The following is a 13,471-nucleotide window of genomic DNA, read 5'->3' as shown; positions in this document are numbered from 1 at the left end:
GTCGGGTCGCATCATGAGGTGCTGGCTCCGGAGGGAATCGGGAGCACAGCATCCAGGATCATCTGGCCGCTTTGAATGTGGTGTTAATGGAGCGCTTACGGACGATCAAAGAGTCGGGGCAAGCCAGGCCGGGGTTTGCGTGGCATGGCGCGCAGCGGGATTACCGGCTGCATCCGGTAACGGTCGCAGTACTGACGCAGGTGTTCTGCGTCATAGCCTTTGTCAGCCAGTAACCAGCACTACGCTTGCGCGGTCGCCCGGGCTTACCGGGAATTCGCACTTGATTCAGCAGCGGCTGGGCATGGGCAATATCGCTGGCTTGCCCCGGCGAAAGGATGAAGCGCAAGGGAACGCCATTGGCGTCGCAGACCATGTGGATCTTGGTTGTAAGGCCACCTCGACTGCGTCCCAATGCATGATCTAGCGGTTCTTCAGGCCCCCCTTTTTCCCGGCGCCTGAAGAGGCTCGGGTTGCACGTACCGCTGTAGAGTCGATCATCCAGGTGTCCAGATCGATCAGTCCTTCCCGGTTCAGGCGAATGTGCAAGCGCTCCAGTATTCGATCAAACGTACCGTCGTCGCGCCAGTCACGAAAACGTTGATACACCGTCGACCAAGGCCCAAAGCGCTCTGGCAGGTCACGCCAAGCAGCGCCTGAGCATAGGATCCACAAGATCCCATGCAGTACTTGGCGATCATCACTGCGTGGGCGACCTATTTTCTGCTCAGGAGAAACCAGATCCTTGATCAATTCCCACGATACGTCGGAGAGTTCGTAACGCTTTGCCATGCGGGCCTCCAGCCAATCATGGCCGGAATTCTACTCGCACCGACTTTTCGTACAAAACCTACATTCAAAGCGCTTAGCTGGTGCCGGATGCGATGCTCCCGATTCTCTCAGGAGCCCGTTCGCCATAATGCGATCCGATGCAAAGTCGAAAAATGCTATCTCTTACCAAAAGCCTATTGAATTTCGAAAATCCATTGACGGTTTTGCTGTCTTGGTCGAGTTGGACATAAGGGTCGCCTCTTCGACTCCGTACTTTTCTTTTTCCTCGACAAGCCGCGTAACCTAGTGAAGATTTTGTACTGGGAGTGAAACTGCTTATGCCTCTGGCTCAAGCGGCTGGAGTCCGAGCGTTTTAAAGCGTCGCCGATGTGATGGACGAAGCGATTGTCCCGACGGTCCAAGAACTTAACTGGATGCTTGACGGTTTTGACCTCTGGCGTAACCGTCCTCATCAGGTTTTGACACCGCGGCTCGTGGCCTGATTCGGTGTAATCCAAGGCATGAATTTTGTGCCCGAAAACCTCCCTAACGATCTTCAACTACTCAAGCAGATTCTTGCGAATATGCAGTCGTGGGTCGGTCTTCTTGAAGAAGAAAACGCGCTGCTGTGTCAGCGCTTGTTCGGACGTTCGTCCGAGCAGATAGCTGATCCTACTACGCCTCAGCCAGCCCTTTTCAATGAAGCGGAAAGCATAGCCGACGTTGCCGACGAAGACACGGAAGAAGACGTCGTCGCACCCGCCAAGCGCCGTGGCAAGCGCAAGCCAATGCCTGCGGATCTGCCGCGCATCGAAGTCATCCACGAACTGACCGAACATGAACTGACCTGTATCTGCGACTGCCGCAGATACGCCATTGGCCAGAAAATCAGCGAGCAGCTTGAAATCGTGCCGATGCAGATACCGGTGATCATACACGTCCGTAAAGTCTACGGTTGCCGTGACTGCGAAACGGCAACCGTCACAGCAGACAAGCCAGCTCAGTTGATTGAAAAGAGCATGGCCAGCCCCAGCGTTCTTGCAATGTTGTTAACCACTAAATATGTGGGCGGTTTACCGCTACACCGCTTTGAAAAAGTGCTGGGTTGCAACGGCATTGATGTCCCGCGCCAAATCTTGGCTCGCTAGATTATCGAGTGCGGCGAGTACTTCCAGCCTCTGTTGAATTTAATGCGCGAAAGCCTATTGGCCAGCCGGTTCATCCACTGCGCTGAAAGCCAGGTGGAGGTGTTGAAGAGCCTCACCGCGAGCCGAGCAGCCAGTCATGGATGTGGGTGCAAACCGGCGGCCCACCGGATAAGCCGGTCATCCTTTTGACTACTCGACCAGCCGAGCGCAGGAGGTAGCGACGTGCCTGCTCGAAGGCCATCGTGGTTACGTTATGACCGATGATTTTGCCGGTTACAACGCACTGGGCGCTCTAGCTGGAGTTGAGCGTTTAGGATGCTGGGTCCATGCGCGTCGAAAATTCCTTGACGCGCAGAAAATGAATCCCAAAGGTAAAGCGGATCTCGCAGATATCGCGTTGAGTCTGATCAAAAAGCTTTACGGCATTGAACGCGATTTGAAGGTTGGCGGTGACGCTGAATGCAAGATCGGTCGTCATGAACAAAGCCTGCCGAAACTGGTTCAGTTGAAAAGCTGGATTGAAAAGATGCAGACCCAGGTCATCGCTCAGAACGCCCTTGGTAAACCCATCAGTTACCTCGCAAGTAGCTGGAGCAAGCTGGAGTGATAAGTCAAGGAAGGCTACCAGCCGGTCGACAACGCCGCCGAACGAGCGATCCGCCCCTTCGTGATTGGAAGAAAGAATAGGCTGTTTAGCGACACACTCAAGGGCGCGACGGCCAGTGCTCAACTGTACAGCTTGGTTGAGACCGCCAAAGCCAACAGCCCTATGCGTGGCTGCGCCACGCATAGGAGCACCTGCCAACGGCGACATCGGTTGAAGATTGCGAAGCCTTGCTTCCGTGGAACTGCTTACCCGCATCGCCTGGCTAAGCGCGCCAGCATTCAAAGTCTTTCTCTGATCCGAAATAGTTGTCCTGTTCATCAGGATTATATTCGTTCTACTACGATACCAAACCCGAAAAAAGTCTTCTCATTAAGGAAAAATCGAGCTTTTAGTGCATTCAGATTTTCAATCTTAAGGCCTTCAGGTTCGACGTCTGAGATGAGCATTTGGCAATTTTGGCTATTTATATGATTCCGAAGGTAAGCAGTCAGCCAAAGCGCTGCGCCAATTTTGTACCATAGGGGCGTGTCTAGTGGATTTCCGCAAAAAAGCCGCGCAATGCGCGGCTTTCAAAGGTGGTGGGCCCACACGGACTCGAACCGTGGACCAAAGGATTATGAGTCCTCTGCTCTAACCAACTGAGCTATGGGCCCTCAGCAGGACGCGGATTATAACGGCGGTTTCGCGGCTGTGCTATCCGAAAAGTCCGAAACGTTCATAAGAAGGAACCTGGCGCAGAATTCCTCGGGCGGCAGGGGCAGGCTGACGATGTAGCCCTGGATCTGTTCGCAGCCTTCTGCTGCGAGGAATTGTTGTTGGTCGCTGTTCTCCACGCCTTCGGCGATGACGGTCAGTTGCATGCTGCGGCCCAGGGCGATGATGGCGCGGACGATGGCGGCGTCGTGGGTGTCTTCGGGCAGGCCGCGGACGAAGGATTGGTCGATCTTGAGAATGTCGAGCGGCAGGCGTTTGAGGTAACTCAGTGATGAGTAGCCGGTGCCGAAGTCGTCGATGGCCAGTTGCACGCCGAGTTTCTTGAGTTTGTGCAGCACGGCCAGGGCTTCCTGGGTCTGGCTCATGATGAAGTTTTCGGTGATTTCCAGTTGCAGGCTGCCCGGCTCCAGGCCGTGGTCGCTCAGCAGGTGTTCGATGCGTTCGACGAGGCCCGGTTGGCGCTGTTGTGCGCCGGCGAGGTTGACGGACAGCGGGCCGAACGGTTTGTGGGTTTTGCGCCATTGGTGCATCTGACGGCACGCGTGTTCGATGACCCACTCACCAATCTGCAGGATCATGCCGTTTTCTTCGGCCAGCGGGATGAAGTGTTCGGGCGGTACTTCGCCGAAGGTCGGGTGGTTCCAGCGAATCAAGGCTTCGGCGCCGACCAGGGTTTTGGTCAGCAGGCTGGTTTTGGGCTGGAACGAGAGGCTCAGCTCGTTGCGGTCCAGTGCGCGCCTGAGTTCCTGCTCAAGGGCGATGCGCTCGCTGGCCTGCACTGTCAGGTCGCGGGTGTAGCTTTCGACGCGGTTGCGCCCCTTGGCTTTTGAGCGGTACATCGCGGCGTCGGCATTTTTGACGAGCGTGGCGACGTCTGTACCGTCGGTAGGAAACAGACTGCAACCGATGCTGGAACTGATGAAGAATTCGTGTTCGCCCGCCTGAAAGGGCGCGCTGAAGCAGGCGAGCAGCTTGTTGGCGATGCTGACGGCGTCGCTGGGTTGCAGCAGGCCGGGCAGTAGAACGATGAATTCGTCGCCGCCGAGCCGGGCGACGGTGTCGATGTCGCGCAGGTGCTCTTTGAGTCGCTGAGCGATGCCTTTGAGCAGCAGGTCGCCGACCGGGTGCCCGAGGCTGTCGTTGATGTGTTTGAAGCGGTCCAGGTCCAGAAACAACACCGCGCCGAGGCTGCCGGACTCTTCACTGTGCAGCAGCGCGGTCTGCAGGCGGTTCTCGAACAGGGTGCGGTTGGGCAGGCCGGTGAGGGGGTCGTGGTGCGCCTGGTAGTCCAGGCGTGCCTGAGCGTGCTTGAGGCTGGAGATGTCGGCGAAGACGGCGACGAAGTGGGTGATGAGGTGGTCCTTGTTGCGTACGGCGCTGATGGTCAGCCAGTTGGGGTATACGTCGCCGCTCTTTCGGCAGTTGTAGATCTCGCCTTGCCAGTGGCCTTCTGCTGTCAGTTGATGCCACATCGCTGCGTAGAACGCGCTGTCGTGCCGACCTGAGGCGAGCAGGCGAGGGGTGTGGCCGATGGCTTCGGCCTCGCTGTAGCCGGTGATCTCGCTGAATGCGCGGTTGACGGCAGTGATGCGCTGGCGGGTGTCGGTGATCAGTACACCTTCGGCCGTGCTTTCGAACACGGTGGCGGCCAGGTGCAGTTTCTCCTGCATCTGTTGACGCTCGGTGATGTCACGCGAAATCGTCAACAGGCAATCTTCCCCCTCGATCAGCACCGGGTGTGACGAGAGTTCGCACAGCAGGATGCTGCCGTCAGCGCAGCGAATCCGGGCGCGGAAGTCGTGTACTGAACCGTTCTGCTGAAGGTGGTTCAGCAGGGCGTCGCGCTCATTCAGGTCGGCCCAGATGCCCAGGTCGAATGTGGAGCGTTCAAGGCACTGCGTCTCGGTGTAGCCGGTGATCCGGGAAAAGCCCTTGTTGATCTCCAGAATGACCCCGTCGTGCACACGGCTGATGGTCAAGCCGTCTGGAGAGGCGTGGAAGGCTTTGGCGAACTTCTCCTCCGAGCGCTGCAATTGTTGCTGTGCCTGTTTGAGCGGAGTGATGTCCCGGACGACTACCAGCACGGCGGGCGTCGAGCCCAGCTCAAACGGCTGGGCGGACATGAGCCCGGAGAAGATGCGCCCGTCCTTGCGCCGAAACGGTATTTCCAGATTGCGAATGTTGCCTTTCTGGAGTCGCTCAAGAAGGCCGGGGCCGATACCGGGAACGCCCCAGATGTTGATCTGGGTGGGGGTCTTGCCAATCGCTTCTTCGGCAGTAAGGCCTGATTCCTCTATGAAAGCCTTGTTGGCTTCCAGAATCTGGCCATCGATGAGGCTGGCGATCACCATGATGTCCGGGCAATGGGCGAAGACTGAGGCGAATCGGTCTTCGGACACACGCAACGCTTCTTCGGTTTTCTTGCTGTCACTGATGTCGGTCATTAATCCACGCATAAGTGCTCACGTCCGTGCTTGGTCTGGCTGCCGATATCGCGGGGGCCACAGCACTTGCTCCGTATCGTTGCGCACGAGCGGGCCAGGGTTGTGGTCATTACCGCTGCTGATTCATTGCTAGCAGAAGGTCTCAACATCGCGGCAAGTCTGCGCACGATGCTGCGGTAAAAATCCTGGCAACAACCGATAGGCCGAAGGATCACGAGCAGGCTTTTTGCCTGCGGTGACACATAGTTGTAGGCCAGGTTTTGGAATTTTTCCTGCCGGGCGACGGCTGACAGGCGTGTTTCGGAGAGGTTTTCAACAAGACATGCGAAATAAAGCGCTGCGAACATTACGACGGGCCAGAAACGCAAAACCCCCGGCAGGCCGGGGGTTCTGTTTTAACGCGTTGCGTGCTGCGCGTATTACTCGTCGAGGAACGAACGCAGGTGTTCGCTACGGGTCGGGTGACGCAGTTTACGCAGTGCCTTGGCTTCGATCTGACGGATCCGCTCGCGGGTCACGTCGAACTGTTTGCCGACCTCTTCCAGCGTGTGGTCGGTGTTCATGTCGATGCCGAAACGCATGCGCAGAACCTTGGCTTCACGAGCCGTGAGGCCCGACAGCACTTCGCGTGTCGCTTCTTTCAGGCTTTCGACGGTGGCGACATCGATTGGCGACTGCATGGTCGAGTCTTCGATGAAGTCACCCAAATGCGAATCTTCGTCGTCACCGATCGGGGTTTCCATGGAGATCGGCTCTTTGGCGATCTTCAGCACCTTGCGGATCTTGTCCTCAGGCATTTCCATGCGTTCGCCCAGCTCTTCCGGGGTCGGTTCGCGACCCATTTCCTGCAGCATCTGGCGGGAAATACGGTTGAGCTTGTTGATCGTCTCGATCATGTGCACCGGAATACGAATGGTGCGTGCCTGGTCGGCAATCGAGCGAGTGATCGCCTGACGGATCCACCAGGTGGCATACGTCGAGAACTTGTAACCACGACGGTATTCGAACTTGTCCACCGCCTTCATCAGGCCGATGTTGCCTTCCTGAATCAGATCGAGGAATTGCAGGCCGCGGTTGGTGTACTTCTTGGCAATGGAGATCACCAGACGCAGGTTCGCTTCAACCATCTCTTTCTTCGCGCGGCGGGCCTTGGCCTCACCGATCGACATGCGACGGTTGATGTCCTTGATCTCGGCAATCTTCAGGCCGGTTTCTTCTTCGAGCGCGGACAGCTTCTGCTGGCAACGCTGGATGTCAGGCTGCAGGCGACCGATGGCTTCGGCGTACTTGCTCTTGCCCTTGGCCAGCGCATCGGTCCAGCTCTCGTCCACTTCGTTGCCAGGGAACTGGCGAAGGAAGTCGGCGCGCGGCATACGTGCATCACGTACGCACAGCTGCATGATGGCGCGTTCCTGGGCACGCAGGCGGTCAAGCGCACCGCGTACACGCTCTACCAGACCTTCAAACTGTTTTGGCACCAGCTTGATCGGCATGAACAGTTCGGCGAGGGCAACCATTTCGGCAATGGCGTGCTTGTCTTCGCGACCGAATTTCTTCAGGGCCTTGCGGGTGATTTCCATCTGATCGGAGACAGCGCCGAAGCGCTGTGCAGCGATGACCGGATCCGGACCGCTTTCGACTTCGTCTTCTTCATCGGAAGCGTCTGCCGATTCTTCCTCATCGTCATCGGTGCCTTCGGCCTTGACGGCTTTGGGGTCGACAGGCGGAGGCACTTCGGCAGGCGGCGCGATGCCGTCATCAGGATCGATGTAACCGCTGAGAACGTCGGACAGGCGACCGCCTTCACTCGTGACACGTGTGTATTCGGAAAGAATATGGTCAACCGTGCCAGGGAAGTGCGCGATTGCGCCCATCACTTCACGGATGCCTTCTTCGATACGTTTGGCGATTTCGATTTCGCCTTCACGGGTCAGGAGTTCAACGGTACCCATTTCACGCATGTACATGCGAACGGGATCGGTGGTACGACCGATGTCGGTTTCAACCGCTGCCAATGCTGCGGCCGCTTCTTCTGCGGCTGCCTCATCGGTATCGGCGTCGGCCAGCATCAAGGCGTCCGCATCCGGAGCACTCTCGTGTACCGGGATCCCCATGTCGTTGATCATGCGGATGATGTCTTCCACCTGCTCGGGATCTGAAATATCCTCGGGCAAGTGGTCGTTGACCTCTGCGTAAGTCAGATACTTCTGCTCACGACCCAGGGTGATCAACTCTTTGATACGAGACTGCTGTTGCGCTTTTCCGGACATAACACCCTATCCACTGAAGGTCTTGGCGGGCAAAAAACAAGCCGAGGATTATACCCGAGCTATGACCTCACGCGCCAGTTGAGGTCGGGGTTTGTGCAGGAACATTGCGATTTAGCAGGTCCCGAAGCTGAATTTTCTCTTCTGCACTCAGTTCGGTTTGACGTGCCTTGCTGATCAGATGTTCCAGGCTACGCTCGCGTTGGCGAGCGGATAAGCTAGTTATAGTGTCGAAAAACTGTTGTTCAAGGTTGTCGGCCTCGATCAACCATTCCTTTTCGGCCAGTGCGCGCAGCAAACGGCCCTGTTCGGTTCCATGCCACCGCGCTATCAACTGTAACGACCGAAGATTGGGATTCTTTTGCCGGGCTTCAATAAGAGAAACCAATAATTGGGCCTGAGACTGGTCTTCTGCCGCGAAATGGCTGGCATTTTCGACTTTCTCGGCCAGTTCGGGGTGATGCAACAAGGTTCTGAGTGCAGCCTGCATCGGCGGTTCAACCGCAGTCGGCACGCGTGGCGCGCGCGGTTCGAAGTCCCCGCGCTTGCCTTTCTTGTCCCAAGGCTTCTTTTCCCATTTTTTCTGATTCGGACCGCCGGTTTTCTTCGGCGTCCATTCCTGCTGCGCCTCATAACCGCCTTGCGGCTGATAGTCGGCGAAATCAGGCATGGCGTCATAATCGACATACGGGTCGTAGCTGGGCGGCGCTTCCGATGGCGCGCTCTGCACCAGCTGGCTGACGGCCTCGCCAGTCAGGCCGGTGATTTCGGTCAGGCGCTGACGCATCAGGGTCTTGAGGTTCGCGCCGGGCACCTTGTCGATCAGCGGAGCGGCGAGGGTGGCCATATGGGCCTTGCCCTCGAGCGAGCGCGGGTCGGCTTCCTTGGTCAGTTGCTCGAAAAAGTAATCGGCCAGCGGCTGCGCATGCTGGTTGATGCGCGCCCTGAATGCGTCGGTACCTTCCGAGCGCACCAGGGTGTCCGGGTCCTCGCCTTCGGGAAGAAACAGAAAGCGTGCCCGTCTTCCGTCCTGCAGGCTCGACAGTGTCGCTTCAAGCGCTCGCCAGGCTGCGTTACGGCCTGCCTGGTCGCCGTCGAAGCAGAACAGCACGTTGGGCACGACCCTGAACAGGCGCTTCAAATGTTCTTCGCTGGTAGCCGTGCCCAACGTGGCCACGGCGTTGCGCAGGCCTTGCTGGGCCAGCGCGATGACGTCCATGTAACCTTCGACGACGATGATTTCATCGAGGTTGCGGTTGTACTTGCGCGCCTCAAACAGGCCGTAAAGCTCCTGGCCTTTATGGAAGACCGGCGTTTCCGGCGAGTTCAGGTATTTGGGTTTGTCATCGCCCAGTACTCGCCCGCCAAAGGCGATAACCCGGCCGCGTGAGTCGCGAATCGGAAACATGACCCGATCGCGGAAGCGGTCGTAGCGTTTGCCGGTTTCTGCGTTTTCGATCAGCAGGCCGGCGTCGATCATCACCTTTTGCTGCAACGAATCGCTGCTCAGGTGTTTGTAGAGGTTGTCCCAGCCCGGTGGCGCAAAGCCCAGTCCGAAGTCCCTTGCGATCTCGCCTGACAGGCCGCGACCCTTGAGGTAGTCCACTGCGGCTCTGCGCGTTGGATGGTTCTTCAGGGCCTGACGGTAAAACTCTGCGGCGGCGGTCAGCAGCGGGTAGAGCGGTGAGTCGGTGGGCTGACGGGGTTTCTGGCCTTTGACGCCCTGCTCGCGGGGCACTTCCATGCCGGCGGCTTTGGCAAGGTCCTCGACGGCCTGGGGAAAGTCCAGGTTGTCGTGGTCCATGATGAAGCCAAGGGCGTTACCGCCTGCGCCGCAGCCGAAGCAGTAATAGAACTGTTTGTCCGGGCTGACACTGAAAGAGGGTGTTTTCTCTTTGTGGAACGGGCAGCAGGCGCTGTAATTCTTCCCGGTTTTCTTGAGCTGCACGCGTGAGCTGACCACGTCGACGATGTCGGTACGGTTCAGAAGGTCGTCGATGAAGCTCTGGGGAATCAGCCCGGCCATGGCATTCTCATATCAAGCGTGTCGCGAAATTATCGTGGTGACTCTACGAGCGTTCCGTCGGCCTGTCAGCCGCCTTTTTGAAAGGCACTGCAACAAGCGGGCACGTCTTGGCATCCGAAGGTCGGTGCTTGGGCCTGAAAAGGGATTTTCATGTGCACGAGACGCTGCCTTGGCTGAGCTTCTTGCGAAGTCATCAAGGCATACTCGTCTTGTCCATTGATCGACGTGCTGCCCGAGTGGGCATGACCAATGTTGCCTGTAAGCAGGCGGGACGTGCTTGACTGAATCCTGGGTCGCATGTGCTACCTGGACTGTTCGGTCAATCTAGCGTGATGCTGTCACTGCAACTGCCGACAGCCCGACTGTAAGGCCGGGCAAGGCAGAAGCTTTCGACGTAAGTCTGTATTAGTACAGACGAACGGCGCGGCGCTGCTCGCGCTGAACTTTCTTGGCGTGACGTTTGACAGCAGCAGCTGCCTTACGCTTACGCTCGGAAGTCGGCTTCTCGTAAAATTCGCGGCTACGAACTTCAGCCAGAACACCGGCTTTTTCGCAGGAGCGCTTGAAACGACGCAGAGCTACGTCGAAGGGTTCGTTCTCTTTAACTTTGACGGCTGGCATCCAGAGCTACCTTCATTCATTACCGGGGTCAACGCTTCGTGCAAACACTGCACAAAAGTACGTCGGTTTTTAAGGGTTGCGGATGTTAACCCCTCATTGAGAGGAATGCAAAGCCTCTGATCGAAAACCGCTGGTCGGCACCTCGGTCGGCGACTATTATGCGCGCCTTCGAATCTACCCCCTACAAGGCGCAAACCCATGCTAGTACTGGGATTGGAAACGTCCTGCGATGAAACCGGCGTCGCGCTTTACGACAGTGAGCGCGGTTTGCTGGCCGACGCATTATTCAGTCAGATCGACCTGCACCGCGCCTACGGTGGTGTGGTGCCGGAGCTGGCTTCGCGTGATCACGTCAAGCGCATGCTGCCCCTGATTCGCCAGACCCTGGCCGAGGCCGACTGCGTCGCGACCGATATCGACGCCATTGCCTACACCGCCGGGCCGGGCCTTGTGGGTGCCTTGCTGGTCGGTGCGTCCTGCGCTCAGGCCCTGGCGTTCGCCTGGGACATTCCGGCGCTGGGTGTGCATCACATGGAAGGCCATTTGCTGGCGCCGATGCTGGAAGAAAATCCACCCGAGTTTCCGTTCGTCGCTTTGTTGGTGTCCGGCGGCCATACGCAACTGGTTCGGGTCGATGGCATCGGCCAGTACGAGTTACTGGGTGAGACGCTGGATGACGCGGCAGGCGAAGCGTTCGACAAGACGGCCAAGATGATGGGGCTGCAATACCCTGGCGGTCCGGAAATCTCCAGGCTGGCGACTCAGGGTGTGGGGGGGCGCTTCGTCTTTCCGCGGCCCATGACGGATCGTCCGGGCCTGATGTTCAGCTTCAGCGGTCTGAAAACCTCAGCACTCAACACCTGGCAGCAGTGCCAGAGTGCCGGGGACGACAGTGAGCAAACCCGTTGCGACATCGCTCTGGCCTTCCAGCAGGCGGTAGTGGAGACTTTGACCATCAAGTGCAAGCGTGCGCTGAAGCAGACCGGGCTCAAGAGCCTGGTCATCGCGGGCGGGGTGAGTGCCAACAAGGCGCTTCGTCTATCGCTGGAGAGCATGCTGGGCGATCTGCGAGGGCAAGTGTTTTACGCACGTCCCGAGTTCTGCACCGATAACGGCGCGATGATCGCCTATGCGGGCTGCCAGCGTTTGCAGGCGGGCCAGAAAGAAGATTTGAGCATCAGCGTGCAGGCGCGCTGGCCGATGGAGCAACTGTCGGGGCTGTGAAGCGCCGGTCAGAAATGCCGTTCGCGCCCGGCGAGCAGGTCGCGTAGATTGCCGCGATGTCGCCAGACGATCAGCAGGGTCAGGACGCTCATGGGCAGTAATGCACGGGGCTCCTGCCAGGCCAGCAATGGCAGTGTGAGGGGCGTGGCGATCAGGGCAGCCAGCGAACTGGTGCGGGTCAGACGGAACGTCAGCACCCAGGCGGCGATGGCCAGTATGGCCGCAGGAAGATAAAGACCGAGCAGCACGCCGGCAGCCGTGGCGACACCCTTGCCACCGCGAAAGCGGAAGTACAGTGGGAACAGATGGCCCAATACGGCGCATACGCCGATCCAGCCCTGTTGTGAAGGATCAAGGCCCAGGGTGCTGGCGATCAGCACCGGAACCAGACCTTTGCACAGATCGCCGATCAGCGTGAGGATGGCCATTTTTTTGCCGGCCAGACGCAGCATGTTGGTCGCGCCCGCGTTGCCTGAGCCGCTGTCACGCGGGTCGGGACCACCGCTGAGGCGGCTGAGCAGGATGGCGAAGGACAGTGAGCCGAGCAGGTAGGCGAAGGTCGCCAGTAACCAAAACATGCTAACCATTCCGGGCGAGGATGCCCTGATTCTAACGGCGCATCGCGCCCTTGTCGTGCAGTGGAGAGTAGTGCTTGGACAGAGTTTTCATTAAGGGTCTTGAGGTCGATACCGTGATCGGCGCGTACGACTGGGAGCGCGGCATTCGTCAGTGCCTGCGTCTTGACCTGAGTTTTGCCTGGGACAACCGACCCGCCGCCGCGGGCGATGACCTGAGCAAGGCACTCGACTACGCCAGTGTTTCGACCCGTATCCAGGCCTTTGCCGAGCAGGCGCAGTTCCAATTGGTCGAGACGTTCGCCGAGCGCCTGGCCGAGGTGCTGATGGCAGAGTTCACTATTCCCTGGTTGCACCTGAGGCTGACCAAGCCCGGTGCGGTCGCTGCCGCTGCCGGTGTGGGCGTGGAGATCGAGCGCGGATGTCGCTGACGCGGATTTTTCTCGGGCTCGGCAGCAACATCGAGCGCGAAAGGCACCTGCATGCCGGGCTCGATGCGCTGGACAGTTTTCTCAGCGAGTTGAGCTGTTCGCCCGTGTTCGAGAGCCATGCGGTGGGCATCAAGAGCGGCCCGTTTTTCAATCTGGTGGTATCGGCTCTGACCGACCTGCCGTTGATGGAGCTGGACCGCCGTCTGAAATTCATCGAGGCTGACAATGGCCGCTACGCCCCGGATCGCAAGGGACTGCCGCTGGACATCGACGTGCTGCTCTATGGAGAGCAGGTCGGCAACTTCGACGGGCTGATCCTGCCCCGTGCCGAGATCCTCAAGAACGCCTTCGTCTTGTGGCCGTTGTCGCTGATCGCCCCGGATCGTCTGCATCCAGGTGTCGGCGAGCCGTTCAGTGCGTTGTGGGCCGATGCGCAGATCGACCAGCAACTGTGGCCTGTGGCGTTCGAATGGAAAGGCCAGGCTTTGACGCCTGCGGAGTTGCTCAAGGGCTGATTTCATAATGATCGTGCCCACGGCCAGCGAAGGGTGGAGGGCGGCTCGCCGGCGATGCTCTTTCTTGCGCGACACGTCAGTGACTGAACGGACGCCATCGCCGGCAAGCCGCCTCCCGCGGTTACGTATCC

General features: G+C 58.4%; 9 protein-coding genes, 1 tRNA gene and 2 pseudogenes. 4 read left to right on the top strand and 8 right to left on the bottom strand.

What is annotated here, in order from left to right; genetic code table 11:
• Nucleotides 1–98: 98 nt before the first annotated feature.
• Nucleotides 99–789, bottom strand: a pseudogene (locus tag KDX39_RS25500) (IS5 family transposase); the annotation flags it as partial.
• A 500-nt stretch (nucleotides 790–1,289) separates the two neighbouring features.
• Here KDX39_RS25500 and tnpC point away from each other — a divergent pair.
• Nucleotides 1,290–2,789: pseudogene (gene tnpC, locus KDX39_RS25495) on the top strand (IS66 family transposase).
• A gap of 310 nt (nucleotides 2,790–3,099) precedes the next feature.
• Here tnpC and KDX39_RS25490 read toward each other — a convergent pair.
• The 6 genes from KDX39_RS25490 to rpsU all read right to left on the bottom strand — a co-directional run bounded on the left by KDX39_RS25490 (nucleotide 3,100) and on the right by rpsU (nucleotide 10,595).
• Nucleotides 3,100–3,176: transfer RNA gene (locus tag KDX39_RS25490), tRNA-Ile, on the bottom strand.
• Nucleotides 3,177–3,191: 15 nt separating this feature from the next.
• Nucleotides 3,192–5,681 carry a bifunctional diguanylate cyclase/phosphodiesterase gene (locus KDX39_RS25485; RefSeq protein WP_231662284.1) on the bottom strand — a complete coding sequence of 830 codons (2,490 nt, stop codon included), beginning with the start codon at nucleotides 5,679–5,681 and terminating at the stop codon, nucleotides 3,192–3,194.
• Nucleotides 5,681–6,028 carry a hypothetical protein gene (locus KDX39_RS25480; protein ID WP_231662283.1) on the bottom strand — a complete coding sequence of 116 codons (348 nt, stop codon included), beginning with the start codon at nucleotides 6,026–6,028 and terminating at the stop codon, nucleotides 5,681–5,683. The genes KDX39_RS25485 and KDX39_RS25480 overlap by 1 nt, the downstream gene beginning before the upstream one ends.
• A gap of 72 nt (nucleotides 6,029–6,100) precedes the next feature.
• Complete coding sequence (rpoD, locus tag KDX39_RS25475; RefSeq protein ID WP_210071541.1) at nucleotides 6,101–7,951, bottom strand: RNA polymerase sigma factor RpoD; 1,851 nt, start codon at nucleotides 7,949–7,951, stop codon at nucleotides 6,101–6,103.
• A gap of 67 nt (nucleotides 7,952–8,018) precedes the next feature.
• The gene (gene dnaG / locus KDX39_RS25470) at nucleotides 8,019–9,974 is read right to left on the bottom strand and encodes a DNA primase (protein WP_099228602.1); all 1,956 of its coding nucleotides are present in this window, start codon (nucleotides 9,972–9,974) and stop codon (nucleotides 8,019–8,021) included.
• A gap of 405 nt (nucleotides 9,975–10,379) precedes the next feature.
• A complete protein-coding gene (rpsU, locus tag KDX39_RS25465; RefSeq protein ID WP_002551877.1) occupies nucleotides 10,380–10,595 on the bottom strand; it encodes a 30S ribosomal protein S21 in 216 nt (71 codons plus the stop codon).
• A gap of 198 nt (nucleotides 10,596–10,793) precedes the next feature.
• Between rpsU and tsaD the strand changes: the two genes are divergently transcribed.
• Nucleotides 10,794–11,819 (top strand): tRNA (adenosine(37)-N6)-threonylcarbamoyltransferase complex transferase subunit TsaD, encoded by a 1,026-nt coding sequence (tsaD, locus tag KDX39_RS25460; RefSeq protein ID WP_231662282.1) that lies wholly within the window; start codon nucleotides 10,794–10,796, stop codon nucleotides 11,817–11,819.
• Nucleotides 11,820–11,827: 8 nt separating this feature from the next.
• Here tsaD and plsY read toward each other — a convergent pair whose 3' ends face one another.
• Nucleotides 11,828–12,397, bottom strand: coding sequence for a glycerol-3-phosphate 1-O-acyltransferase PlsY (gene plsY, locus KDX39_RS25455; protein WP_184322198.1), 570 nt, complete (start codon nucleotides 12,395–12,397; stop codon nucleotides 11,828–11,830).
• Between the two features lie 74 nt (nucleotides 12,398–12,471).
• Between plsY and folB the strand changes: the two genes are divergently transcribed.
• Together folB and folK are read left to right on the top strand one after the other, a co-directional pair.
• Nucleotides 12,472–12,825: a dihydroneopterin aldolase gene (folB, locus tag KDX39_RS25450; protein WP_099228599.1), complete on the top strand. Its 354-nt coding sequence runs from the start codon at nucleotides 12,472–12,474 to the stop codon at nucleotides 12,823–12,825.
• Nucleotides 12,816–13,340, top strand: coding sequence for a 2-amino-4-hydroxy-6-hydroxymethyldihydropteridine diphosphokinase (gene folK, locus KDX39_RS25445; RefSeq protein WP_210071542.1), 525 nt, complete (start codon nucleotides 12,816–12,818; stop codon nucleotides 13,338–13,340). The genes folB and folK overlap by 10 nt, the downstream gene beginning before the upstream one ends.
• The last annotated feature ends 131 nt before the right edge of the window (nucleotides 13,341–13,471 follow it).

It is taken from the genome of Pseudomonas sp. CDFA 610 (genome assembly GCF_021147865.1).
Lineage (GTDB): Bacteria > Pseudomonadota > Gammaproteobacteria > Pseudomonadales > Pseudomonadaceae > Aquipseudomonas > Aquipseudomonas alliivorans.
Note: the sequence above shows the minus strand (reverse complement) of the source record. Positions and strands in the feature narration are given on the sequence as shown.

Bases quoted from the DNA above. Each gene is read 5' to 3' on its own strand.
- KDX39_RS25485 (WP_231662284.1), bottom strand. From the start codon at position 5,681: ATGACCGACATCAGTGACAGCAAGAAAACCGAAGAAGCGTTGCGTGTG.
- KDX39_RS25480 (WP_231662283.1), bottom strand. From the start codon at position 6,028: ATGTTCGCAGCGCTTTATTTCGCATGTCTTGTTGAAAACCTCTCCGAA.
- rpoD (WP_210071541.1), bottom strand. From the start codon at position 7,951: ATGTCCGGAAAAGCGCAACAGCAGTCTCGTATCAAAGAGTTGATCACC.
- dnaG (WP_099228602.1), bottom strand. From the start codon at position 9,974: ATGGCCGGGCTGATTCCCCAGAGCTTCATCGACGACCTTCTGAACCGT.
- rpsU (WP_002551877.1), bottom strand. From the start codon at position 10,595: ATGCCAGCCGTCAAAGTTAAAGAGAACGAACCCTTCGACGTAGCTCTG.
- tsaD (WP_231662282.1), top strand. From the start codon at position 10,794: ATGCTAGTACTGGGATTGGAAACGTCCTGCGATGAAACCGGCGTCGCG.
- plsY (WP_184322198.1), bottom strand. From the start codon at position 12,397: ATGTTTTGGTTACTGGCGACCTTCGCCTACCTGCTCGGCTCACTGTCC.
- folK (WP_210071542.1), top strand. From the start codon at position 12,816: ATGTCGCTGACGCGGATTTTTCTCGGGCTCGGCAGCAACATCGAGCGC.